The 24,903-nt window shown below is 58.8% G+C and carries 21 protein-coding genes; 12 read left to right on the plus strand and 9 right to left on the minus strand.

The features are described from left to right. Nucleotides 1-34: 34 nt before the first annotated feature. The 4 genes from AFE_RS10330 to AFE_RS10345 all read left to right on the plus strand — a co-directional run bounded on the left by AFE_RS10330 (nucleotide 35) and on the right by AFE_RS10345 (nucleotide 3,095). A complete protein-coding gene (locus AFE_RS10330) occupies nucleotides 35-433 on the plus strand; it encodes a P-II family nitrogen regulator (protein WP_009566795.1) in 399 nt (132 codons plus the stop codon). Next, nucleotides 430-729 (plus strand): hypothetical protein, encoded by a 300-nt coding sequence (locus AFE_RS15725; protein ID WP_012607358.1) that lies wholly within the window; start codon nucleotides 430-432, stop codon nucleotides 727-729. Before AFE_RS10330 ends, AFE_RS15725 begins: the two co-directional genes overlap by 4 nt. 70 nt (nucleotides 730-799) lie before the next feature. Continuing rightward, the gene (locus AFE_RS10335) at nucleotides 800-1,147 is read left to right on the plus strand and encodes a hypothetical protein (RefSeq protein WP_225487057.1); all 348 of its coding nucleotides are present in this window, start codon (nucleotides 800-802) and stop codon (nucleotides 1,145-1,147) included. A gap of 754 nt (nucleotides 1,148-1,901) precedes the next feature. Then, nucleotides 1,902-3,095 (plus strand): cation:proton antiporter, encoded by a 1,194-nt coding sequence (locus tag AFE_RS10345; RefSeq protein ID WP_012607360.1) that lies wholly within the window; start codon nucleotides 1,902-1,904, stop codon nucleotides 3,093-3,095. Between the two features lie 256 nt (nucleotides 3,096-3,351). Here the strand turns inward: AFE_RS10345 and AFE_RS10350 are convergent, their stop codons facing one another. The 4 genes from AFE_RS10350 to AFE_RS10365 all read right to left on the minus strand — a co-directional run bounded on the left by AFE_RS10350 (nucleotide 3,352) and on the right by AFE_RS10365 (nucleotide 7,461). Next, complete coding sequence (locus AFE_RS10350; protein ID WP_012537078.1) at nucleotides 3,352-3,957, minus strand: thioredoxin fold domain-containing protein; 606 nt, start codon at nucleotides 3,955-3,957, stop codon at nucleotides 3,352-3,354. A 114-nt stretch (nucleotides 3,958-4,071) separates the two neighbouring features. Beyond that, nucleotides 4,072-4,512: a hypothetical protein gene (locus tag AFE_RS10355; RefSeq protein ID WP_012537079.1), complete on the minus strand. Its 441-nt coding sequence runs from the start codon at nucleotides 4,510-4,512 to the stop codon at nucleotides 4,072-4,074. Between the two features lie 627 nt (nucleotides 4,513-5,139). Beyond that, nucleotides 5,140-6,261, minus strand: a complete 1,122-nt coding sequence (locus AFE_RS10360) for a carbohydrate porin (protein WP_012537080.1) — start codon at nucleotides 6,259-6,261, stop codon at nucleotides 5,140-5,142. 12 nt (nucleotides 6,262-6,273) lie between these two features. Further along, on the minus strand, nucleotides 6,274-7,461 hold the full coding sequence (locus AFE_RS10365; protein WP_012537081.1) for an outer membrane protein assembly factor BamB family protein: 1,188 nt from the start codon (nucleotides 7,459-7,461) through the stop codon (nucleotides 6,274-6,276). 354 nt (nucleotides 7,462-7,815) lie between these two features. On the opposite strand from AFE_RS10365, the gene AFE_RS16830 reads away from it, so the two are divergent. From AFE_RS16830 to AFE_RS10375, 3 genes are all read left to right on the plus strand, one after another. Next, nucleotides 7,816-8,487, plus strand: a complete 672-nt coding sequence (locus AFE_RS16830) for a hypothetical protein (protein WP_012607362.1) — start codon at nucleotides 7,816-7,818, stop codon at nucleotides 8,485-8,487. A 904-nt stretch (nucleotides 8,488-9,391) separates the two neighbouring features. Then, on the plus strand, nucleotides 9,392-13,303 hold the full coding sequence (locus AFE_RS10370) for an alpha-2-macroglobulin family protein (RefSeq protein ID WP_236608987.1): 3,912 nt from the start codon (nucleotides 9,392-9,394) through the stop codon (nucleotides 13,301-13,303). Nucleotides 13,304-13,310: 7 nt separating this feature from the next. Next, nucleotides 13,311-15,377, plus strand: a complete 2,067-nt coding sequence (locus tag AFE_RS10375; protein WP_012537083.1) for a transglycosylase domain-containing protein — start codon at nucleotides 13,311-13,313, stop codon at nucleotides 15,375-15,377. 295 nt (nucleotides 15,378-15,672) lie between these two features. On the opposite strand, the gene AFE_RS10380 is transcribed toward AFE_RS10375, so the two are convergent. The 5 genes from AFE_RS10380 to AFE_RS10400 form a co-directional block, all read right to left on the minus strand. Then, nucleotides 15,673-16,026, minus strand: a complete 354-nt coding sequence (locus AFE_RS10380) for a roadblock/LC7 domain-containing protein (RefSeq protein WP_009568258.1) — start codon at nucleotides 16,024-16,026, stop codon at nucleotides 15,673-15,675. A gap of 12 nt (nucleotides 16,027-16,038) precedes the next feature. Then, nucleotides 16,039-16,830 (minus strand): oxygen-binding di-iron domain-containing protein, encoded by a 792-nt coding sequence (locus AFE_RS10385; RefSeq protein ID WP_012537084.1) that lies wholly within the window; start codon nucleotides 16,828-16,830, stop codon nucleotides 16,039-16,041. A 143-nt stretch (nucleotides 16,831-16,973) separates the two neighbouring features. Beyond that, nucleotides 16,974-17,729, minus strand: coding sequence for a TIGR02186 family protein (locus AFE_RS10390; RefSeq protein WP_009562360.1), 756 nt, complete (start codon nucleotides 17,727-17,729; stop codon nucleotides 16,974-16,976). Then, a complete protein-coding gene (locus AFE_RS10395; RefSeq protein ID WP_009562361.1) occupies nucleotides 17,730-18,620 on the minus strand; it encodes a sulfite exporter TauE/SafE family protein in 891 nt (296 codons plus the stop codon). 28 nt (nucleotides 18,621-18,648) lie between these two features. Next, nucleotides 18,649-19,182: a universal stress protein gene (locus AFE_RS10400; RefSeq protein ID WP_009562362.1), complete on the minus strand. Its 534-nt coding sequence runs from the start codon at nucleotides 19,180-19,182 to the stop codon at nucleotides 18,649-18,651. Nucleotides 19,183-19,431: 249 nt separating this feature from the next. Here AFE_RS10400 and purH point away from each other — a divergent pair, with 249 nt between their 5' ends. From purH to AFE_RS10425, 5 genes are read left to right on the plus strand one after another with little or no spacing between them, the layout of a single operon-like run. Then, nucleotides 19,432-20,997, plus strand: coding sequence for a bifunctional phosphoribosylaminoimidazolecarboxamide formyltransferase/IMP cyclohydrolase (gene purH, locus AFE_RS10405; protein ID WP_012537086.1), 1,566 nt, complete (start codon nucleotides 19,432-19,434; stop codon nucleotides 20,995-20,997). Between the two features lie 13 nt (nucleotides 20,998-21,010). Next, the gene (purD, locus tag AFE_RS10410) at nucleotides 21,011-22,273 is read left to right on the plus strand and encodes a phosphoribosylamine--glycine ligase (RefSeq protein WP_009561285.1); all 1,263 of its coding nucleotides are present in this window, start codon (nucleotides 21,011-21,013) and stop codon (nucleotides 22,271-22,273) included. A gap of 15 nt (nucleotides 22,274-22,288) precedes the next feature. Then, nucleotides 22,289-22,849 (plus strand): L-threonylcarbamoyladenylate synthase, encoded by a 561-nt coding sequence (locus AFE_RS10415; RefSeq protein ID WP_012537087.1) that lies wholly within the window; start codon nucleotides 22,289-22,291, stop codon nucleotides 22,847-22,849. A gap of 4 nt (nucleotides 22,850-22,853) precedes the next feature. Continuing rightward, nucleotides 22,854-23,744 carry an oxygen-dependent coproporphyrinogen oxidase gene (gene hemF / locus AFE_RS10420; protein WP_012537088.1) on the plus strand — a complete coding sequence of 297 codons (891 nt, stop codon included), beginning with the start codon at nucleotides 22,854-22,856 and terminating at the stop codon, nucleotides 23,742-23,744. Next, nucleotides 23,741-24,832, plus strand: a complete 1,092-nt coding sequence (locus tag AFE_RS10425) for a quinone-dependent dihydroorotate dehydrogenase (protein ID WP_012537089.1) — start codon at nucleotides 23,741-23,743, stop codon at nucleotides 24,830-24,832. Before hemF ends, AFE_RS10425 begins: the two co-directional genes overlap by 4 nt. Nucleotides 24,833-24,903 lie beyond the last annotated feature (71 nt).

Raw genomic sequence — 24,903 nt, forward strand, 5'->3', positions numbered from 1 at the left:
GGGATGCTTTCATCCTGTGTTAAGAGGTGTCGTCATGAAATTGATCTCAGCCATTGTAAAACCCTTCAATCTGGACGATGTGCGTGAAGCGCTTTCGGCCATGGGTATCCAAGGCCTGACGGTGACCAAGGTCAAGGGCTTCGGTCGCCAGAAGGGGCACACCGAACTCTACCGGGGGGCGGAGTACGTCGTCGACTTCCTCCCCAAGGTCAAGATCGAGGCCGACGAGGTCCTGGACCAGGCCATCGAGGCCATGGAGGCCATGGAGGCCATGGAGGCCATGGAGGCCATCGAAAAGGGTGCGCGCACGGGCAAGATCGGCAACCGCAAGATCTTCGTCTCCGAGGTCACCGAGGCCGTCCGCATCCGTACGGGGGAAATAGGCGAGAGTATCTGTAACCCACCTTTTTACGGTAAGGTTTCGGCGTCATGAGCACCCCGTCGCTGGCCGGTGATCTCGCAGAAGGCGTTTTTGTGCTTGGCGGGATATTCCTACTGTGGTACAGGATCGGTGGAATTGTCAGTAGTCATCGACGCGAGAAGGCCAGAAAGGCAGGGTATGACTGGGCGATGACACATCCTCTGGCTGCTTTTCAAATGGCAATTTTGGCTGCGCAAGAAATATATTCAATAAGGAACCACCCTTGTCCAAGGGTACTATTCTATACCTTTCTGGAGGGTTATCATGCAGCGCGGCAGGATCAAAAACAAATCATCCGACCAGGATAGCGGTGAGCAGTATGCTTTCTTGGTGCTTTCGCTACCTTAATTCCAAAAAGAGTCTGTTATGGTAGCTCTCATGACATCCCCTTCACGCCAGTTTCGCGCTGCTCTGGCGCTGATTGCGGTGAGAAAATCGCAATGGACTTTTGACAAATTAGCTCAGGAGTTACAGGTCGACGCCGGTCTGGTGAAGTTTTGCTGGAGGACCTTGCTGGAAACTGCGTGGCAGCTCTATCCCCCTCGGGCGAGATCGACGACAGGTCACTGGCAGCCCGACCCATCGATCAAGGCCATGATTGCTTTGGCGGCGTACCGCGCAAGACCCGATCGGATCGGGGACATCGCCCGTCAGTATGGGGTCAGTCTGCAGGACGTGGAACACTGGCGCTGTATTTTGATATGCCGGGCAGACTGGCTCTTTTAGCCAGGCCCTGTGGAAGATGACCACGTCTGGGGATTGCTGAGCGAATTAAATCATCACTTGATTTGGTTTGCCGACAAAACGCAATTTTTGCGGAAGGAATAATCTGCCAGGAAGACGTTGGCATAGAACCCAGGTGTATCATGCGATCTACGCTACGATGCGGAAGATATTTTTGCACTACAAGAGCAGAGGGGGGATTTACGTCATCCTATTTCGCCCAGCGGACCCGAGATGCCAAGATATCTTCCGCGTCGTGTTGTGATGGAATTGGGAGGGTGCCATGCTGGAGGAGTACTTAATAGGGGTGTTATTGCTCATGTTCATCGCATTAGCGGGGTGGGTCTGGCACGACGGTCACCGTCATTTACAGATCTTACGCAAACATGCACTCCGAAAAAAGCGGATAAGTTTACGAAACGCACAGATTATGATCGCCAACATCTCCTCCGGGGAGAAGCGGCTCAGTTCTTCCTTTTTCGGTTATCACCGGGAATCCAGACGGATTGGACGATTAAAAAAGTTCGATAGGAAATCTGTGGAAAAGCAGGCGTAGAGCTTATGCCTATGAGATGATTGATTATAATGATACCATGCCCATATACCATCCTCGTCAGGGTACTTGATGGCTCACATGGACATGGAGGCTGGAACTTGCGGGCCGTTCGCTAACGGTTATCCGGTCATTGCCCTTTACTCGGATGTGCTGCGGTCCTTATGGCTGTCTTTCACCTTTCATGAATAGTGTGCAGGAACAATGATACCGGAAACTACCATACTCTATCTCTTTATGGCGGCCTCATTGCTGTCGGTACTGGCGAACCGCTTTCACATTCCCTATACCGTTGCACTGGTGCTGGGCGGCTTGGTGCTGGAGACGTTACACCTGTTTCGGGCGCCGGTACTGACCCATGATCTGGTATTCGCCCTCTTTCTGCCCGGGTTGATTTTTGAGTCTGCCTACCATCTCTCCTCCGGCGCCCTGTGGCGTGACCGTCTCGCCATATTCGGCCTGGCGGTGCCGGGTGTGCTTATTTCCATAATCGTGACCGCTTTCATGTTTCTCTGGAGCAGACAATATCTGCCCGATTCATCGAATGTGGTCATGCCCGTCAGTGTCGCGCTGGTATTCGGCGCCGCTGTGGCGGCCACCGACCCGATTTCTGTGGTCTCCATATTTCGCAAACTGCAGGCGCCCGCACGGTTGACCCTTATAGTAGAGAGTGAAAGTCTGCTTAACGATGGTACGGCTATCGTCTTTTTTAGCCTTTTCCTTGCGCTGGCGGAAGGCAAAACGGTATCCGCTTCGGCACTGGGCATTCAATTTTTCGCAATGGTCGGCGGTGGCGCGCTGGTGGGCGTGGTCATTGGCTGGCTGAGTTCCGAAATCATCAAACGCGTCAATGATGGCATGGTCGAAATCACCATCACCATTCTCGCGGCCTATGGCAGTTTTCTCGTTGCGATGCAGCTCGACTATTCCGGCGTCATCAGTACCGTCGTCGCCGGGCTGATCTGCGGCAATTACGGGGCCAAACAAGGGATGACGGCATCCGTTAAAATGGCGGTCCACACGTTCTGGGAATATATCGGTTTTGCCCTGAATTCAATCATCTTTCTACTCGTCGGTTTCACCATCCACTTGCCTGACCTGCTCGGTATCTGGCCCTTGATTCTGGCCGCTTATGTAGCGGCCACCTTTGCCAGAGCCGCGGTCATTTACGGGATGAGCGGATTATTGAGTCGCACGCGGGCCAGGATACCTCCTGCCTGGAATTTTGTGCTGGTCTGGGGCGGCATCCGCGGGGCGCTGTCCATGGTGCTGGCCCTGAGTCTTCCGCATGACTTTCCCCATCGCTCCCTGCTGATTAACCTGGTTTTTGGCGTCGTATTACTGACCATCCTGATTCAGGGACTGAGCATTTCGCCGCTGGCACGGAGGGTGTCCTGAATTTATGTAAACGGAGTTTTCATTTATTAACCAGACCCTTAAATACCCGGCATAATGGGCAGAAGGGTGCCGAAAATAGCTGGAGACTAAACGCTTACGATGATCTATCTTGCAGAAGGAATTTTTGTGCTCGGTGGGATATTCCTGCTGTGGTACAGGATCGACGGAATTGTCAGCAAGCTTCGGCGCGAAAGGGTCAGGAAGGCGGAGTATAGCTGGGCGGTAACACATCCTGACTGTGCTTTTCAGATGAAACCTATTTGAAATAGGGCAACATGGCAACCAACCTGCGCCTGGATATCAATCCCATAGCTATTTTAATCCTGCCGCCTTCAGTCCGGTATATAATGGCGGGTGTTCCTGTTACGCCCAATGACCTGATAATAAGAAGATTATCATGAAGCCTGATTCTCGTCGACGCGCTGGCTGTTACTGTCGGCAGGGTGCTAGTATTTTCGCTACGAAAGGCATCACCAACGATATTTTCAAAATGCTGCAACGCAAACAGTGGATGTGAGGCCTGCAACCATGCCGCCGCTTCCCCCTGACTTCCGGGAGTCAAGATCGCTACTGGTATATACCGCACGGTTAGTTTCCCGGATTCAATCAGGGGGATCTCATTTTCATATAGTACGTGACAATATGGACAATTCGGATCCTGAACATCATATATAACCGGACCATGCGTTCCGTCCTGAATATAGGTAACACGATGCCGCAATATTTGCGTCCATAATATATGTGCTTTGCTCCCACCATGCGGCGCATCACCGGCCATGGCAACGCTCATGCTCATCAAACACAACACACAGAACATCAGAAATGAGTTCATGATATTCTGGATGCCGCTATCATTCGTCATCACAACTATCCGGCATGACTGCCCATATCACAAAATTGCATATCAAAGTCTGCTCCGCATCATTTGCCTGGTCCACGTCGAGCATTACAGAACCATGGCAAACACTGCTATGGCCTACCTGCCACCGACGTTGAAACGGCACAACCGCCCGGAACCGGCAGGATAAATTTCCGATATTCTTATCCATCTCTCATTGTCGGCCATTTGAATCTTGACGATTGGCCGTCTTATCTTGACCACCATACCGCACTGGGACATATCACCGATTTTGAGATTCTCACGAAACCTCACTGTCTCGGCAGAAGTATTTCCTTCAGAGCGGGGTATTTCTGATTTTTGTGTGTCAACAACCTGAGGTGCATGATCGGTTATCTCGTTGGACTGGTTTACAGCAATCGGCTTTTTTTCTGCTGGTATGGCGGAGATTTTTTGGAGATCCTGCTGCGATGCGAGCCCCTTATAATAATCAGCCTGGCCATTGTCCTCGGACATTGCGCATCCGGAGAGCAGTTGCACAACAATAAGCGCCATGATTACTTCAGCTATCCTTGCCATCTTAATTTCCTTATAATGCAATATTTATATGTTACTAAGGATGGTATTCCATATTTCTTCGAGCCGGGTTTTACACTAATAGCCTGGATATTTTCCGGCAATCCTCCTGCCCGACCAGATTCGACAGATGACGCCATCACCATAGCGAACCTTACGGCACCCGCAACTGCTGCGCAAGCAGCCCCACAGCGCCCTCCATCGCGGCGTCTCCGGGCTCAGCCTTAAAAACTCCCCCGCAGGTCATGACGCCTCCTCGCAGCACGCAGAGCATGGTGATGCGAAACGGAGCATGGGACACCCCACCACATCTCCCCTACTGCATATGTATAAGCGAGATCTTGCCATACTTCAAGTGAACCGCTGGCATACACAAGCATAATCGTATAATTTACGAAGAATAACAGTAAATCATGTAGCGCCAATACAGGTTTCCGTGATCCCCTTTCGGGGATCACCCTTGGAGCATTTCTGCCTGGATATACAAAAAAGCCGGGGGGAATCCGCCCGGCAAACAAGGAGAAGGTACTACACGACAACGCTAAATAAGACGAGGTTCCTTACCCGTGATCTGGACGCCGGACTTGGGCAACCATTCGATATAATCATATAAATGCAGAATTCATTTTACTAGGAAAAAGTGACATGCAGGCGCACGATACCGACCAGCGCATTCTGGTATATTGCGCTGGGATGGACGACATACTGAATGTCTGTTTGTAGATATAACCGACGGATTATCCGCGCAGAATAATATCCCTCAAAGTCTGTCTCCGCATTATAAGGAGCGCCCCTCAACCATGCCCGGGCCATGCCGATACCCGCACTATCCCCCGGGCGCACCGCCCAGAAGTGTTTCAGGCGCAACCCGGCACCCATATACCAAGGCAGAAGATTCACCGGATTAGGCGCAGCTTCGAACTCCAAAAAACTGCCCCAATCCATACCGTCCATCTCCCAGCGATATTCTCCCGTGGTATACATACCACTAGTGTCATTACCCAGCGTTGCCTGATACTGTGGCAACTGGCGGTTACGCCACCCGCCCACTTTCACCGTATATTTTCCATCACCCAGAGAACCACTCTTGTCGGCCTCCAGCCAGATCATGTTTCCACGATGCGTAGGATCCTTGAAAGGATGAATGGCATCTCCCTCGAAAATGCCGGCCATTCCCGTCCAGCCGTCAGCGCTATAGCTTCCCATCACTCCAAGGCTGGAAAATGGGTAAGAAGAAGCTCCTGGAACATTGATTCCCATAGCGGAGCCAAACCCATAAGAAACATTCAGGAAATTACTCGCTACACCGGTGGAATCGAAATAATCATTGGCACTGATGAGTCCTGCCCTCAACGTGGCATTATCTATATTTTGCCGGTAGTACAGTTGATAGAACGCGCCCCGATTAAGCCCGGTAAAGGCATTAACCCCTTGGGTATCGCCCACGTAGTGCTCCGGATTGCCATTCTGAATGGCCAGAAACTGTGCGACGAATCGCCCGCCGGTCCACCAACCGGCGCGACGGGTATTGAAGGCAAAACCCGCCCTAGCCGTAGCATTACCCACGGCGCCCGGGGCGATTCCTCCGGAGAAATTGTCGATACCCTCCAGACTGAGGTGCAGATTCCAGGAAACCGCCGAGCGCAGATTGTTCGCCTCGGCTATGGATGGCGATGCCGACAGGCAGGTTAAAGCAAGTGCTACCAGGCAAACTGGACGACATGCGCGACACCGGTTATATAAATCATTCATGTGCCGTCCCCATCACTGGCCAATGGCTACCAAGGCCCCGCCGCTGGTGCCGACATAGACGCTGTCGCCCTTGGGGACGGGGCGGGTGACCACATTCTTGCTATGATAGGTCCACACCAAGCCCCCGCTCTGTGCATTGAATGCCATAATTTTGTGATCATTTACCTTAAGTACAGCGTCGCCCTTCCAAAGTGTCGGTTGTGACTTTGGAATACCATGCAACTCACTGCGCCAAAGTACTTTTCCGGTTGTTGCGGAAAGACCCAGCATATTTCCGTCCCTTGAGGCAACAACCACGATTTGCTTGGCCATGATCGGAGCGTAGGCCGTGTAGTCGGCCATCCGGGTATACCATAGTTGCTTCCCAGTTTTAGCGGAGAGGGCATAAACGCCGCGATCCCCGGCCCCTGATGCAATAAAGGCACTGTCATGCCAGATGAGTGCAGTGGTATTAATGGGCCCGCTGGTCGTAAAATTCCATAACGATGTGCCGGTCGTTGTAGAGTACGCATGTACGGTACCACCCCGATTACCGATGATCACTTCATGCTTCCAAACGGCGGGTTGCGCCATGAAGCCATAACCGGTCTTCCGTTGCCAACGAATTTTCCCGGTTTTGTCGAAGAGCCCATAAACACTATGATCGGCGGAACCAAAAATGACGGTATGATCCACCACTACCGGTGCCGTCAATTTGGCGCCATCTCCCGTAAATGCCCATAACCGGCGGTTCGGAATATTCCCGACCGGGTAAAAGGCATACAGGCTGTGACCATCCGTCTGTGCGAAAAGCAAATGATGCTCATAATGTGTGAGATGACTGCACATGCACTCCGGAGGCTCATGTCTGGTGTAGTCCCATATCAACTTGCCAGTTTTGGCCTCGATCGCCCGTAGATAATGGGTGCTGCCCATGTCAGACGCAACCCAAACCTGTCCATGACCCACGGTCAGGGGCATTAGAATTGTCCCACCGGTCATGAACCGCCAAAGAATTTTCCCATTTTTCGCCGAGAAGACATTGGGGCCTTTGGATTGAGCCGTATCGAAATAAACTACGCCATCGGCTACTCGAGGTGGGTTGTAGATCGGCGCATGGACATCCACCGACCACTGCACCGGCACACCGGCCATGGCTGGCGACGCCACCAGTGACGAAAAGATCATCGTTGCCAAAGCAATATTAAATCTAAACCGCATGGGAATACCTCCTTAGGGGTTGGATGCACGCTAGTAACAACTAATTTTTTTCTATGTAACTCGAAGGAATTTTACACGCTATGCAGCCCGTGATGCATGCGGCAAATTGTCGCACCGGCGCGCAGGATTTATATGCCATAATATTTAAGATTATCTGAATACGCTAAATAAACGTTCCGCTCTCCTCGCGGGCGTCTCCGGCTCCACGCACCATTGAGCCACACCCGCCTTGTTCGATTACGGAATTTGAGTAGGTGGTTTGTGTTGACCGAACGGCCAAGAACAATGCATTGATCAAATCACTGTAGAAAATAATAATACAGCTCAGTAGCCGCAACCCAAGGGAAGCCAACGATGCCGCAACGTAAAAGCAGTCGCCGGATTGTACTGACAGCAGCAGCATTGTTGATTGCGGCCATGGGCTTTGCCGCCTGGGCCTTCACCGGCAAGGGTTCATCAGGCTCTCAGCCCGCCGCGCCGGTTGCCGGCGCCACGTCCGCACTGGCAACCCGGAGCGCGGCGATGCCCCAATCCCCGACCCAACGCAGTGACAACACCCCAGCCACCCCTGAGGCATTGCCTACGGCACTGACGAACTCCGCGAGCAATGGTGCTACGCTTCCCTTGGTCAACCTGTCCCGCGCCCTGCCCGGTTTGGGGAACGATGCGCAGACTTATGCCAGTGATCTGGAGTCCTCCAAGCTGGGGCACAGCTTCCGTGCGGCAGGCCGGGCCAATGACCAGGCGATTCGCGCGGCCCTGAAAGCTGGCGACACGGCCAAGGCCGCACGCCTCCAAACCCAGCACGAAGCCTGGAAAAAGCAGCAACGTACCCATGCCCTGGACACAGCGGAAAAGGCTTACGCCCGCGGGCGACTGGTCATCGGCCGTCGCCGCCTACCAACAACGTATCGCCCTTGGCAACAACGGCAATCCGCAGATCTGGTGGCACTTGGCCAACGCCATCCGCAAGAATGGCGCGCCCTTCGAGAAAGATATCGCTTACGCCGCCTACCTCGCTTATGAGCGCGCCATTCAGCAGCGCAAACCCGATGTCGCCATACTGCTTCCCGCCCTGAATCTCTTGCGGCAAACTCTGGCGGCGCGCGGTAATCACCTGGGCGAAATTCATTTGCTGGAAGCCATGTACCGCACTTATCCCGCGGATGCGCGGATTGCCGCCGATTTGAAAAAAACGGTCATGACCTATGGCTTCCAGGTGCAAAGTGTGACCCCGGATGCCAACCAGTTCCCAACCCGCACCTGCGTGAAGTTTACCGCCCCGCTCTCCGAGGCACCGGATTTTCATGCCAGTAACTGGGTAACCTTTTCCCCCGTCCGGCCCCATGCGGCGGTGGTCCGTGAGAACGGCGGCATCTGCGTCACCGGTCTGCCTGCGGGCAGCAGCACGCAGACGCATATCCGGGCAGGCCTGCCCGCCATTGCCGGAGCGGTCATGACGGCGGCGAAAAGCATTACGTTGACCCTGCCCAATCGCTCACCAAGCATCATCTCCGATACCGGCCGCTTTATCATTCCGGCATCACTGCCACCGGCGGTAGGTTTTTCCAGCGTCAATATTTCACGGGTCAAACTGCAGATCAATCGGGTGCCGGAACGCGCCCTGCTGGCTTTCGTCGCCAATCACCCGTTGCTGAATCAGGACAGCGACGAATCCACCCTGAACAACCAGAACAGCCTGACGGTCTGGCGCGGAACGGCAGACATCCCGCATTTCACGCAGAACCAGTTGATGCACACGATATTGCCCCTGCCCAAAATCCTTCAGAAGCCGGGGCTCTACGCGATCCAGATCGGCCCCGGAGACGGCACGCCCAATGCCAACGGCAGCCTCAACACCGTGCAACTGGTGTTGCGCACCAACCTGGCACCGACAGTCTGGCAGGGGCGTAATGGCTTGTATGTGCAGATGCGCCGTTATACCGACGCCAGCCCCTGGAGCGGCGTCAAAGTCGAACTCATCGCCCAGGACAACGATATCCTGCAAACGGTGCGGACCAACAGCGACGGCATCGCCGTCTTTCCGAAACCCATCCTGCAGGGCAGCGGCGGACAGAGTCCAGCGGCGCTGCATATTTATGGTCCCGGTAACGAGTTCACCCTCTTTAACCTGCAGGGATCGCCGCTGAATCTGTCCGGACGCGGCATCTCCGGGCGAACGGCCCTGAAACCGGTCAGCCCTTTCCTGTGGCTGGACCGCGGTATTTATCGTCCCGGCGAGACGGTGCATGTGGCGGCCCTTTATCGCAGTGCTGCCGGCAGACCGCTGGACTTGCCTTTGCACCTCATCGTCCGCCGGCCCGGCGGGCAGGTTTTCCTGGACACTGTCCCCAAACTGTCTGACGACGACGCCATCGCCGTGCCCGTCAAACTGCCCTTGGCGGCGCAGGATGGTAACTGGAGCGTGAGCCTGGCCACCGGCGTACGTGAGTCCGCTCTGGCGAAGGAGACCTTTACGGTATCCGCCTTTGTACCGCCGACCCTGGCCGTCGAGCTAGGCAACGCCAAGGCCATTCCGGCGGGCCAACAGGTGCAGTGGCCGGTACATGTGCGTTATCTCTATGGTGCCCCCGGCGCCCATCTGTCGGGCACAGCGCGGATCAGCCTGAGCAACGGCTCTACCCCTTATCCGCAATGGCAGCACTACCATTTCGGCCTGCATGGCGAGGTGTTTACGGCACCGGTGCAAGAGCCCACGTTGCCGGAAACCGACGCCACGGGCCTCACTCAAGTACCCATTGACCTGAAGAAAATACCGGACAGCACCCGTTTTCTGGAGGCGCATGTGGCGGTCTCCATCAACGAGCCCTCCGGCCGCCCGGTGAACAGTCGCATCATTCTGCCCGTCACGCCGGATCATCCCCTCATCGGCATCGAAAACGGCTTCCGGGATGAAACCGTAACCGCGGGGAAATTACCGGTTTTTCACATCGCGGCGGTAGCCCCCGATGGCAAGGCCAAGGTCATGCCGGTGCAGATCCAGGTGGTCCGGCAGTCTTCCGAGTGGAATATCTCCCTACATAATGGAGTGGCCAGTTGGGGCTATACCTATATCAACCATCCGGTGCTGACCAAGGATGTAACCTTGCCAGCCGGTCAACCATATGCCCTGCAATTACCCGTGCTGGATTATGGCCGTTACCGCCTGCGAGTGATTGAAGCCCACGGCGGCCTGGCCGCCAGTTCGGTGATTTTTTACTCCGGCTGGCAGACCAGCGGCAATCCGGGGGCGCCCCAGCGGGTTTCCGTGCGCAGCGGTGCGGCGGAATATGCCGCGGGCAGCACGGCCGATATCCATGTCTCCGCGCCCTTCTCCGGCCCGGCGGTACTGGTCATCGCCAATGACAAGATTTTAAAGGTGAAGAACTTTACCCTGCCCAAAGGGGGCCGCACCCTGCATGTGCAGGTCCGGAAGGGCTGGGGCGCGGGCGCCTATGCGCTGGTGGATGTGTTCCGCCCTGCCAGTGCTACCGAGGCCCCGGAACGAGCCATCGGTCTGACTTGGCTCGGCCTCCAGCCGGGCCGCCGTGCCATTCCGGTCCGCTTTGCCGTCGATCCGGTATACCGCCCACGGCAGACCATCCGGATTCCGGTGAAAACCCGCCCCGGCGCCTATGTGACGCTGGCGGCGGTCGATAAAGGCATCCTCAACCTCACCCAGTTCCCCAATCCCAACCCCCTGCGCCACTTCTTTGGCAAGCGGCGGCTGGATATCAGCGTCTTTGACGACTACGGCGCCCTGCTGGCCCGCCCCACGGGTTTTGAAGCCCTGCTGCAAAACGGCGCAGGGGCCAATTTCGGCCCGGCGGCGCGACCCATTCCGCAGAAGGTGGTGGCGCTCTTCGCCGGCCCGGTGCAGGCCAACCGTGATGGCATCGCCGAACTGCCCCTCACGATGCCGGAGTTCAACGGCGAACTCCACCTCATGGCCGTGACCTGGAAGGGCGACGCGGTCGGTGCCGGCGACACCAACATCATCATTCGTAACCGCCTCATCGCCAACCTGCTGCTGCCGCGCTTCCTGTCTCCCGGCGACAGCGTCCAGGCTACGGTCATGTTGCAGAACCTGAAGCTGCCAGCGGGCATATATCACAGTCAGGTCACGGCGACCGGGCCAATCCGCGTCGGGAGCAATGGCAGTAGTGCGGCATCCCTGAAACCGCAAGCCATGCGTCTGCTGCCGGTGACCCTGGCAGGCACCGGAGAGGGCATGGCGCACCTGACCCTGACCGTCACGGGTCCGGATGGTTACCGCCTGGTTCGCCACTGGAATATGGTGGTGCACTCCACGCAGCCGCCCGTTTCCAAAAACCATAATCTGACGCTGGCGGCGGGCGACCACCAGGCACTACAGCCGGATACCCAGGGCTTTATCCCCGGTTCCACCGTGAGCTCGGTGACACTCGGCAATACCATGCCCTTCAACCCCAAGGCCTATGTACAGGCCCTTTACCAAGGTTGGCACGGTGGTTCCCTGCTGAATGCCGCCAGCAAAGGTTTCCCGCTGACGGTGTTGAAGCCGCCGCTGATTACGCCCCGGCGTGCCGCCAAACTCCAGGATTACGTCAATCAGGTGCTGAATGATCAGCGCTATGACGGGGCCTTCGGCCTGTGGTCCAATAATGGTGACGCCCAACCCTGGCTTACGGCCTTTGCCACCGAATTCCTCCTCCGCGCACAAAAGGCCGGGGCCACGGTGCCGCAACCGACCATCGATCAAGCCTTGCACTGGTTGGGTCAGGAAGTCGAAAACGAAAATCACACCGTCTTTGACCGCATCTACGCCGTTTATGACCTGAGCCTGGCGGGCAAACCTCCGGCGGGGGCCATCCGTATGCTGGCACGGCACATGAACCAGATCAGCATGCCCTTGGCGCTGGCACAACTGGGTTCGGCCCTCAACACCATCGGCGAACCGCACCAGGCGCTAAAAGCCCTGCGGAAGGCCATCAAAACGCAAGAGCCGGTCGGCGGCGACTGGTGGTGGGGGCGTTCCGACTGGGATGCGGCCTTTGGCTCGCCGCTGCGCGACGCCTGGGCCGTGCCCGCCATCATCGCGCAGACCGGTTTGATGCCCGATGCCGTGACCAAGTTGCGGCAGGACCTCCCCGGCGCAGGATTGGAACCCGACGACCTGACCACCCAGGAACTGGCTTGGGCGCTCTACGCCGATGGCGTGCTGGGCGGCGCGGGTCAGACCGTCCATGGCCAATGGGGCAACCAGGTCATTCAGCGGTCAGGGCCCGTGGTCCTGCCCCTGACCGGACCCGTAACGCTACGCAATCTAGGTGACGAAATCCTCCCCGTTTCGCTGGCGACCACAGGCATTACGCTGACGCCGCCGCCCGCCGCCGCCCACGGAATGGAGGTCAGCCGGGCTTTTTATACGCTGGCTGGTAAACCGTTGAAGCCGGAATCCCTTCCACAAAACACCGTCTTCGTAGTCGTGTTGAAAGGGGCGATCACCGACAACCTGCCCCATCGCGCACTGCTCGATATGGGTTTGCCGCCGGGCTGGGAACTGGCCGGCAGCGTAACGCCGGGCAAGGTCCATGGCCTGTCCTGGCTGCATCATCTGACGGCGCCGGAAGCCACGGCCGCCACCGATGATCGCTACGAAGCGGCCTTTCGGATGGCCCCCAAAAACAATGACGCGTTCAACGGCAATGGGGTTCCAGACTTCAAGACGGCCATCCTGCTGCGCGCCGTCACCCCCGGTCAGTACGTCCTGCCGGGGGTCACCGTCAGCGACCTCTTTCACCCGTCCATATTCGCGCGCACGACCGGGCGGAAGGTGGCCGTGACACCGCCGGCCTCCTGAGCGACCCATGACCGGGCGATGGTCTGGCTGGCTGGTGTGCGGTTTGGCTCAGGGCGGGGCCTGGTTCTGGCCCAGGGGCAGGCACCGCTGGTGGCAGCGTGCCTGGCGCTGGCTGCTGACCGGTCTCGTCGTGCTGGCTATCACAGCCTGGTTTATGCCACCCGGCGCCGGGACCCTGGCACAGGAAGGCCGCATTATCTACGACCGTCACGGCCATGTGCTGGCCCTGTTCCTCAATAAACAGCAACAGTGGGCCTTCACTACCGCTCCGCACCGAGTCAGCCCGGTGATGCGGCAGATGCTGGTGGCCATCGAGGATCGGCATTTCTCCTGGGATCCCGGCATCGACCCTCTCGCCATTCTTCGCGCCGTGGGACAGATGGTTCTGGCGGGTCACGTCGTATCCGGCGCCTCTACCATCACCATGCAGGTAACACGGATGTTACGTCCCCAGCCCCGCACCCTGCCCGTGAAGATGCTGGAAGCCATGCAGGCCATTTCCCTCTTCGAACACCATTCCAAATCCGCTGTGCTGGGCATGTGGCTATCTCTGGCCCCGGAGGGTGGCAATATCGAGGGGATCGAGGCCGCCGCCCATGCCTGGTTCCACCAGTCACCACGCACCTTGGGACCGGCACAGGCGGCTTTTCTGGTGATGATGGTGCGCAACCCCAACCAGCTCAATCCGCTGATTCATCCGCGGGGTGCCCTCGCCACCCGCAACCAGATCCTGCGGGAATCCCGGCGGCAAGGCGTCATTTCCCAGGCAGAGCTGGAGCGCGCGCTGGCCACCCCCTTGCCCCATCGTCTCTACCCCATGCCGCTGCTCTCGCCCCAGGCGGTTTCGGTGCTGCCCAGCGGCACCCGCACCACCCTGGATGCGCCCATGGATCGTGCCATCGCCGTCATCGCCCGACAGGCGCTTCGCCATATGGAGCCGACGGAGAGCATCGCCATCGTGGTAGTTAGCCTCAAGACCAAAGGTATCCGCGCCGTTTACAGTGGTGACTGGGGCAATGCGCAGCGCCATGGCTTCATCGACATGACCCGAGCCATACGCTCGCCGGGGTCTGCTCTCAAGCCTTTCCTCTACGGACTCGGCTTTGAAGCGGGACTGATCCGTCCGACTACCAATGTGGCCGACTTCCCCAGCAACTTCGGGGCTTATGAACCCAATGATTACAATGACACCTACATGGGGATCGTGACGGCGACCACCGCGCTGCGGCGCTCCCTGAATGTGCCCGCCATCGACCTCATCGAAGCCTATGGGCCTTTGCGCTTTGCGGCACACCTGACGGCCGCGGGCACGCCGGTGACGTTACCTTATGGGGCCAACCCGGCCTTGCCCTTGGCCTTGGGCGGCGCCGGCATTTCCATGCGGCGGCTGGTGGCGCTCTATGCCGGGCTGGCGAATGGCGGGGTGGTGGAGCGCCTGCATCTGATCGCCGGCCAGCGTCGCAGACAACGCCGCCTGCTCTCCCCCCATGCGGCAGAGGAGGTCACCGCCATCCTCAACCGTCCCTTTCCCTTCGGCGGTCCCACCGGCATCGCCTGGAAAACCGGTACCAGCGCCGGCAACCGCGACGACTGGGCCATAGGCTTCAATCACCGCTACGCCGCCGCCGTCTGGATCGGTCAGCCCAACGGCGCTGCCCTGCCCGGTGATACCGCCCTTGCCGCCATTCCGATTCTCGCCAAGGTCTTCAGCATCCTGCCGGGCCGCGCCCTGTCGGTGCACCCGCCCACCCGGCCACTGACCCTGCAGCGCCTGCCCATGGGTACCCTGCTGGAGATCGCCGCACCCGCACCGGGCGCACAACTGACCGCCGGTGAGCCGGTCAGTATTCGCGTGCTCGGCGGCAGCCGACCTTTTCATTTTCTGGTGGATGGTCGCCCCATTCCGTCCGACCCGGCCTTGAGAAGCGTGCGCTGGACACCCTCTGTGGCGGGTTTCTATCATCTCAGCATTCTCGACGCCAACGGCAAACTGGTGAAGCGGGCATTGCGGGCAGTACCACCGATCAGCGCGGGAAATGTGGAGTGGGGTGGCACTACCACTGCGCAGAAGTAAAAAGCTCAAAACACCCGCCGGTTAGAACCGCTCCGGGCGACTGCTCCAATACACAAGATTTTACGATTTTGAAACACAGAGAACATTCACCGATTCTGCTGGCATACACGATTAAATTATCAATATTCCATCCGCAGGACGCCGTCCATGGTGCTGGCCCTGAGTCTTCCTAAGGTCCGCGGGACGGACACGCGCTGGACCGGCTGGAGACTGGGTCTCAGCCTGGGACCATTATGACGTGTTTATCAGCGTGATTTTTCAGCCCGGCTGGGCAGCATGCTTACGACAGAATTCTTTAGCCCAATGCAGATACCATACCGGGGATAGCCCTCGCCAATGGACGCGTATCCGTATCTGCCGAGAGTACCAGCATCAGGAGCGCATCCGCTCCCACCGGCATAAAAAGTGCCGTATGCCTGTCACAGCGAACGCTGATCTCCTGTGCCGGACATTCGGCAAGACCAGAGCTGATATGCTCCGCGAGACGCATAATGGCAGCCCCGGCGATACCGATAAGACGCTGGTCCGCTATCGTTTCTCCCTCCTGGAAAATCACCGCTCCTTCATTGGAAATCAGCGCGGCGCCCTGTATTTCCGGCGACATGGCATCTAGCTGCGCATTGAGATCGTCAAACATGCCCTGATTCAAGATGCACCTCTTTCAGAGATTCTCGGGAATAGGAAATTGAAAATCCTTCTGGGTCAACAGATCAGGTCCGGATTCCAGCCCCTCGAACCAGTCGAGGAAAGCCAGGACCGTTTCCCGCCCCTTGAAGGAAGCGCCGTGTTGCGGCACGATCCATTCGATGTCCATGCCCCGCGCCATATTGGTCCAGAGCCTGCAGACCTTCTGGCCACCCATATAACGGCGGTGGAAGCCATCCATGGAGGTTGCCGCACGATGTGCCGCAAACGCTTCCGCACCTTCAATTACCTTGGCAGCATCATGCCCACTGACCAGGTTGGCGCCCAGATCTCCGGAGAACAGAATCTTGCTTACCGGATCGTAAACCTGGAAGTTGCCCACCGAATGCATATAATGCGCGGGCACGACAAAGAGTTCCTGCCCCGCCAGATTGACCCTCATGCCCTGCGCTGGAATACCGATGACCCGCCCTGCGGTCATCCCCTTGGAACAGAAGTGCGGCAGAAAACGGGTCCATTCATTGGCGATGAGAATCTTCGCGTCGGTGATCAGCAGCCAGCCGTTGGCAGAAGCGACGATATCCGGATCCTCATGAGAGGCAAATACATAATCGAGATGCGCCGGCAGGAAATAGCTCGCCATTTCCGCCAGCAGATTTTTGTACGTGAGGTTACCGCCGGGGTCGAGCAGCATCCCTTCGCCATTGTTGACGATGAGGAACTGGTTGGCCTGAATCCCCTCACCTTCCACCAGGTCGGTGAAGGCTATGCATTTATGCGTTCCGTTGTCATAGAGCAACTGGGACATTATGAACTCCTGATGGAAGTGGCATCGGCCAACATTTGCGCAGCCCGATAGAATGTTAAAATACCCAAATCAAAATATTATAGCAGTTTGCCATTTCTTTTAAACGCCTCCAGGAATGGCTGATCTGTGAGCACACGGAGAAGTCAGTTCAGACGCCGCTGCATGACGATACCCAGGCCGAGCCCCATGGCAGCCAGCGTCAGGGTCAGTACGATACCGTAGAGCCAGCCATCCTGGCTGGCGAAACGGGCGATCCAGGCCTGGAAGCCGGTCTGTTGTACCTCGATATGTTGTTCCTGCCTGGCCACCACCTGACCGTGACGGACCAGGAAAGTATCCAGGGTATAGCGCCCCAAAGGCAGAGAAGCCGGCAGGGCCATACGGGCCGAAAAAAGTTGTCCACCCTCGATATGCACCCCTTGCGACTGCACCACATAATCACCACGGCGCAGTTTGTTCTTGAGAAAAGCCTGCTGCCACGCAGCCACGTCCGCCGGCTCCGGCTGATAGCTGGCCTGCCGGGACAGATGGCCGGGGTCCAGACCCAGCAACTGCCGGGTCGCCAAGGGGAGCAACTGGTCTGCGGGCGCTGAGGAGAGCATCTCCCAGATACCGGGGGCACCTGTCACCGTCACCCTGGCGCCCGTCAGCCAAATGGGCCCAGTCCGGGTTTTGCGTGACATGGCCTCGGTAGCCGCGGGAGAGCGCAGCAGGACAATCACCTGCCCCGGTTGGGAGAGCGCACCGTAAACCAGCAGTTCCCGCCCCGTAAAATGGCTGGTGACCTTCACCAGGTCGTTACTGGTGCCGACCACCAGAGGTTCCGCCGCCAGCACGGGTGTCACCCATGCCGTCACCAGCGCGGCGAGACCCATGAGGCAAAGGTTTACCAGACGCATCTAAACCACTCGTGCCATGCTGTAGAGGTGCTCGGGCGGAATCACCAGCCCCAGCCCCATCTTGATGGCGACGCCCATAACCACCAGCGCCAGCACCAGACGCAACTGCTCCCCACGCATCAGCGCCCCCAGCCGGGCGCCGAACTGCGTCCCGAATATGGAGCCCAGCACCAGCGCCAGGACCAGGTAAGGATCAACGGCGTGGTTCATGCCGGCCTGCAAAATGCCCACTTCCGCGCTGGTAAACAGCAACTGAAATAGCGAAGTCCCTACCACCACCCTGGTCGGCATCTTGAGCAGATACAGCATGATCGGGACCATGACGAAACCGCCGCCCACCCCCATCAGCGCCGCCATGATTCCCACCACGAAACCCAGCAGTACCGGTGCCAGAATGGAAAGGCGCAGTCCGGAAACGGGGAATTCCATCCGCCAGGGCAATCGATCCAGCCAGGGAATCCCTGCCCGCGCTTTCTTTTTGTTTTTACCGGGATGATGGCCCCAACGCATGGCGAGGGTCGACTCCACGAGCATGGAGATGCCGATAAATCCCAGCAGGCCGACGTAGAGGAAGGTGACCACCAGTCCAAAATACCCGGACGCATCCAGGATACGGGCCACATGCACACCCAGCAGTCCGCCCATCCAGCTCCCGGCGAGGAGGATGAAGGCCATGCGCATGTCTACGTTGCCCATACGCCAGTGCGCATAACTGCCGACAGCCGACGCCCCAACGATTTGCGCCGCGCCGGTGCCTACCGCCACGAGGGGTGGCACACCGACAAAAATCAACAGCGGGGTGATCAGAAAACCGCCACCGACCCCCGTCAAACCCGAGAGAAACCCGACGATCAGACCAAAGCCGATGATCAGCCAGATATTTACCGCCATGTGGGCGACCGGGAGGAAAAGCTCCAACTTACGCGTCCCCGGAAGATCTGACAGAAACCATCACGCCGGCACAGATCTGATCCAATGGAGTGTCGGGCGGAACCATCAGGACCGGCACCTTCAACGTCAGACTCAGTTTGGCGCCCAGGCCACCCAGCAAATGCGGCAGACCAAGGGGTCTGCTCTCGGTGCCATAGCCACGCTGGCCCACCACCACCATGATGATATGCGGATCCTGCTCCACCAACCTGGGGATTTCCACCTCGGGAGCACCTTCGACCAGATAGTATTCCGGCAGGAGAATGCCACAGTGTTCCTGTATACGCTCTGCGACACCTCGCAGGTTTTCTTCCGCCTCGATGCGAGCATCCGCCAGCAGCCGGTTTTTGAGATCGCTGGAAAAAAGCCCACCGCCAAACCCCAGGGGCACCGTCGGCACCTGCAAGGTCGTCACCAGACCCAGATGACCACCTAACAAGTGGGTAAAGCGCGCAGCCACCGCTGCGGCCAGCAGGGCATTTTCCGAACCATCCACGGCCGCCAGTATCACATGCTCGGACATAGCCCGCCTTCCATACCAAGGAGTCCCGGAAATATTAGATTATCCGCATAGATCTGTCGAGGACGGCGTTGTCCGCAGCATACTTGCATCCCAATGGAGGCTCTTTTACAATGGCCTCATTCCGCCGATGCGTGCGTTTGCATGGGCGTGAGCAAAACGCTCCCTCCATCAGGAGGTTTGGGTACGACAGGTCTCCTGATCGTACCTTTTTTAGTTTGGACTGCCACTTTTTCGGAGGCCGTGGGATTTATGGGTGAGATTACAAGGGCGCTCATCAGCGTTTCCGACAAGCGGGGCGTTGTAGAATTTGCCCGGCGGTTGCAGGATTTTGGGGTAGAGATACTCTCTACCGGCGGTACCGCCAAAGCTCTGATGGCCGATGGTGTCGCGGTGCAGGAAGTGGGCGACTACACGGGTTTCCCGGAACTACTGGAGGGCCGCCTCAAAACCCTGCACCCCAAAATCCACGGCGGACTGCTGGCGAAGCGCGACGACAGCAGCCACACCCGGCAGATGGCCGAGTACGGCATCCCCGCGATCGATCTCCTCTGCGTCAATCTCTACCCCTTCGCCGAGACCATCGCCAGTGCCGATTGCACACTGGAAGAAGCCATGGAAAACATCGATATCGGCGGCCCGACCATGCTCCGTGCGGCGGCGAAGAACTGGGAGGGCGTCACTGTCCTCGTCGACCCCGATGACTATGCCGCTGTGTTGCAGGAAATGGAACAGAGTTACGGCGGCGTCGGCGCCAGTACCCGCTTCCGCCTGGCCACCAAGGTCTTCGCCCACACGGCGCGCTATGACGGTGCTATCGCCAACTATCTCTCCAGCCTGGGTCCCGATGGCAACCGGACAACCTTCCCGCAGACTCTGTCCCTGCAATTTAAGAAAGCGCAGGATCTGCGCTACGGCGAAAATCCTCATCAGGCCGCCGCCTTCTACCGCGATGGCAGCGGCGGCGGACTGGCGGACGCCCATCAGTTGCAAGGCAAGGAACTGTCTTACAACAATATCGGGGACGGTGATGCCGCCGTCGCGCTGGTGATGGAATTTGCCGAACCCGCCTGTTGCGTGGTGAAGCATGGCAATCCCTGCGGCGTGGCCGTGGGGCCGGATCTGCTCGGTGCCTATCAGCGCGCATGGGCCGGCGATCCGATATCCGCCTTCGGCGGCATCGTCGCCTGTAACCGGCCGCTGGATGCACAGACTGCCGAACTCATTAGCGATCAGTTCATCGAGATGGTACTGGCGCCCGCTATTTTGCCCGATGCCCGGCCCATTCTGGCCAAAAGGAAAAACCTGCGGGTGCTCGCCTTTGACGATGGCCGCGCCTGGCGGCGGACAGGCTGGGATTACAAGCGTGTGCGGGGGGGGTTGTTGGTACAGAACTTTGACCAGGCCATGGAAGCGGAAACGGACTGGAAAGTGGTCTCGGAACGCGCACCGACGGTACAGGAAGCCCGTGATCTCGCCTTTGTCTGGCGGGTCGGTAAATACGTGCGCTCCAACGCCATTGTCTATGGCCGAGAAGGCCAGACCGTCGGCATCGGTGCAGGACAGATGAGCCGGGTGGACGCGGCCAGATGCGGCGTAGCCAAGGCCCTGGAACTGGGCTTCGATCTGCACGGGGCAGCGCTGGCTTCTGACGCGTTCTTCCCCTTCCGCGATGGGATCGATGCGGCGGCGGCTGCGGGCGTAAAGGCGATCATTCAACCCGGCGGCTCCATCCGCGATGAAGAAGTCATCGCCAGCGCCAATGAACACGGCATCGCCATGGTCTTCACCGGCGTGCGCCATTTCCGACATGGTTGAGGAGGGAGCGCAGATGGGCGCGAAAGTCATGGTCCTCGGCAGTGGCGGACGCGAACATGCCATCGCCTGGAAGCTGGCCCAGTCGGCGGAGGTAGCGAAAGTCTACTGTATGCCCGGCAATCCCGGTACGGCGGCCGAGGCCAAAGTCCACAATCTGGCCCTGAAGCCGACGGATGCCGACCAGGTGGTCGCTGCCGCCCGTGCGTTGAACGTCACGCTGGTGGTCATCGGCCCCGAAGCCCCACTGGTGGCGGGTGTAGGTGATGCGCTGCGCCGGGCTGGCATTCCCGTCTTTGGTCCCAACGCCGCCGGGGCGATGCTAGAGGGTAGCAAGGCCCACGCTAAATCCTTCATGGTGCGGCACGGTATCCCTACCGCCCGTTACGGACGTTTTGACGATACCGACGCGGCCCTTGGCTACCTGCGTGACCAGCCGTTGCCGGTAGTGGTCAAAGCCGACGGCCTCGCCGCCGGCAAAGGAGTCGTCGTGGCTGTGGAGCGGGCCGAAGCGGAAGCAGCGGTGCACCAGTTCCTGAAATGGGGTCCTATCGTCATCGAAGAATTTCTGGAGGGGGAGGAAGCCAGCTTCATCGCCATCGTGGTGGATGGTCAGGTGTTGCCGCTGGCGGGGTCGCAAGACCACAAGCGTCTGCTGGACGGCGATCAGGGTCCCAATACTGGCGGCATGGGTGCCTATTCCCCCACCCCCATCCTTGATACCGCCATGAGCGAGCGGGTGTTGCGCGAAGTGATGCGCCCGGCAGCGCAAGGATTGATGACAGATCGCACGCCCTACTGCGGGTTTCTCTATGCCGGTCTGATGATCGGCCCCACCGGACCCAAGGTGCTGGAATTCAACTGCCGACTGGGCGATCCCGAGACACAGCCGCTGATGATGCGCTTGCGGTCCGACCTCTATACGCTTCTGCTGACCGCGGCCCGCGGCGATCTGCTACCGACGGCTCTCGACTGGGACAGTCGCGCTGCCCTCTGCGTCGTATTGGCGGCTGACGGTTATCCCGATCATCCACAGACGGGTGACCCCATCTGCGGTCTCGACGAGACGCAGGGGGATACTGTCAAAATCTTTCATGCCGGAACTCAGGCGCGTGACGGCACCGTCATCACCGCGGGTGGGCGGGTGCTGGGCGTCACGGCGTTGGGAGAAAATCTGGCGATCGCGCAACAACGTGCCTATGCGGCCGTCGCCGATATCCGCTGGCGGGGCTTGCAGTACCGGCACGACATCGGCCACCGCGGCCTGCGGCGTGCCTGACGCCGTTTCCGGCTGATGCTGCCCCGCCATCCGCGTCGTCAGGATATTCGCCGAGGGGTTGCGCATATACGGCGCGGCGGGGTCATCGCCTATCCCACGGAAGGGGTCTGGGGGCTGGGCTGTGACCCGCGCCGGCGCCGCGCCCTGCACCGAATTCTGGCCCTGAAGGGGCGGCCACGGTTTAAAGGCGTTCTTCTGGTGGCCGGCCGGACAGCCGAAACCCGGCGTTACTGGTCTGCGCAAGGTACAGATCAGGCGCTGCTGGCGCGATTCTGGCCCGGCACGACGCTGGTGCTCCCGGCCACGCCCCAGGTCCCCTTCTGGATACGCGGACGCCATGCGGGCGTTGCGGTGCGGATCAGTAGCCATCCCGCTATCGTCGCGTTGTCGCGGGTCTTCGGCGGCGCCATGGTCTCCACCAGTGCCAATCCGGCAGGGAAACAACCGGCCCGTGACCTGCGCACCTTATACCGCTATTTTGGCCGCTCTCTGTGGGTACTGCCAGCACGGTTGGGGGGGCAACATCATCCCAGCCGCATTGTCGATGCCCGCAGCGGTCGTGTCTTACGGGAGTGAAATCATGCAACAACCATCCCTGGATGAAATGGAAAACTTTCTCCGCGGCTTGCAGGATCGCATCTGCAACGCCCTGGAAGCAGCAGACGGCGCGGCGAAATTCCGCGAAGATCTTTGGGAACGGCCCGGCGGTGGCGGTGGGCGAACCCGGGTTATTGCCGACGGCGCTCTGCTGGAAAAAGGCGGGGTCAACTTCTCCAAAGTCCATGGCGACCAGCTTCCCCCCTCAGCTACCGCACATCGCCCTGAACTGGCGGGACAGACCTTCACCGCCCTTGGCATCTCTCTAGTACTGCATTCCCGCAACCCCTATGTCCCCATCGTTCACATGAACTACCGATTTTTCTCGGCGGGACCAGTGTGGTGGTTCGGTGGCGGCGCCGACCTGACGCCGATCTACGGCTTTGAGGAAGACGCCCGGCACTTCCACGGTATTCTCAAAACCGCCTGTGATCGTCACGACCCAGGCTTTTATCCGCGCTTCAAAACCTGGTGCGACGACTACTTCACCATCAGGCACCGTCAGGAAATGCGCGGTATCGGTGGTATCTTTTTCGACGATCTCCATGGTGATGCCGGTCTCCTGCAGGCCTTCTGGGAGGATATGGCCAACAGCTTCCTCGACAGCTATCTGCCCATCGTCGCCCGGCGCCGGGACCTGGCCTACGGTGAACGCGAGCGCCAATTTCAACTCCTGCGCCGGGGGCGCTACGTGGAATTCAACCTCGTCTATGACCGCGGCACCCTCTTCGGCCTGCAATCCGGCGGGCGCACCGAAAGTATCCTGATGTCCCTGCCGCCCCTGGCGGCCTGGGCCTACGACTGGCAGGGCGAAGCCGGTAGCCCCGAAGCCCGCCTCAAGGAAGACTTCCTCACACCCAGGAATTGGGCATGAGCTACGGCCTGCTGCGCCCTCTGCTTTTTACGCTGGACCCGGAGCGCGCCCACACCCTGAGTATCGCGGCGCTGGAAGCACTGGGACACATGCCACGTGGCCTCGCCCGTGTGGCCCGGCGCTACACCGCCCACGACCCGCGTCTGGCGCAGGACTTTTGGGGCCTGCATTTTGCCAATCCCGTCGGCCTCGCCGCCGGCTATGACAAGGATGCCCGCGCCACCGCCGCGCTCCCCGCTCTCGGCTTCGGCTTCATCGAAATCGGCACAGTGACCCCGCGCCCGCAGCCTGGTAATCCGCGCCCCCGGGTCTTTCGTTATCCGGCGCAGCAGGCGGTCATCAACCGCATGGGTTTCCCCGGTGAAGGGGCTGCGGCGGTTGCCCGAAGACTGGCAGCATTACCTGGCCATCCGGTGCCTATCGGCATCAATCTCGGCAAAAACAAGGACACCCCGCTGGAGCGGGCGCAGGACGACTATGTCGCCGCGCTGGAGTTGCTCTTTCACTATGGCGACTATCTCTGCATCAATGTCAGTTCACCCAACACGCCGGGTTTGCGCTTGCTGCAGGGTGAAGAAGCCTTACGGGGACTGCTCAAGGCCGTCGCCGCAGCCAACCAGCGTCTGGCCCTACAGCATCAGCGCCCGCCCCTGCCTCTGCTCCTCAAGATCGCACCGGATCTGGACAACGATGATCTCAACGCCATCGGTAGTCTGGCCTTAGGCACGGCACCTCTGGTGAATGGTTTCATCGCCACCAATACCACCATAGAACGCCCGGCCTCTCAACCCGGACTCTCCGAAAGCGGGGGCCTGAGCGGTGCACCATTGCTGCAGCAATCCAATGCCGTCATCGCGCAACTCTATCGTGCGACCCAGGGACAGGTGCCCATCATTGGCGTCGGCGGCATTCTGAGCGCGGCAGACGCTTATGCCAAAATTCTGGCCGGGGCCAGCCTGGTACAAGTCTACAGCGGCCTGATTTTCCGCGGACCCGGGCTGGTACGGGAGATTCTGGAAGAACTGCCGGGGCTTTGGTTAAAGGATGGTTATCCCGATCTTGCTCATGCGCGGGGTAGTACCGCCTGATACCCCTTCCGCCACAGCATCCAAATAGATCTTATAGAGATTTTCCGCTTGCTGGAAATCCATGGACATGT

Origin of the sequence: Acidithiobacillus ferrooxidans ATCC 23270, from assembly GCF_000021485.1 — a bacterium.
Classification (GTDB): Bacteria; Pseudomonadota; Gammaproteobacteria; order Acidithiobacillales; family Acidithiobacillaceae; genus Acidithiobacillus; species Acidithiobacillus ferrooxidans.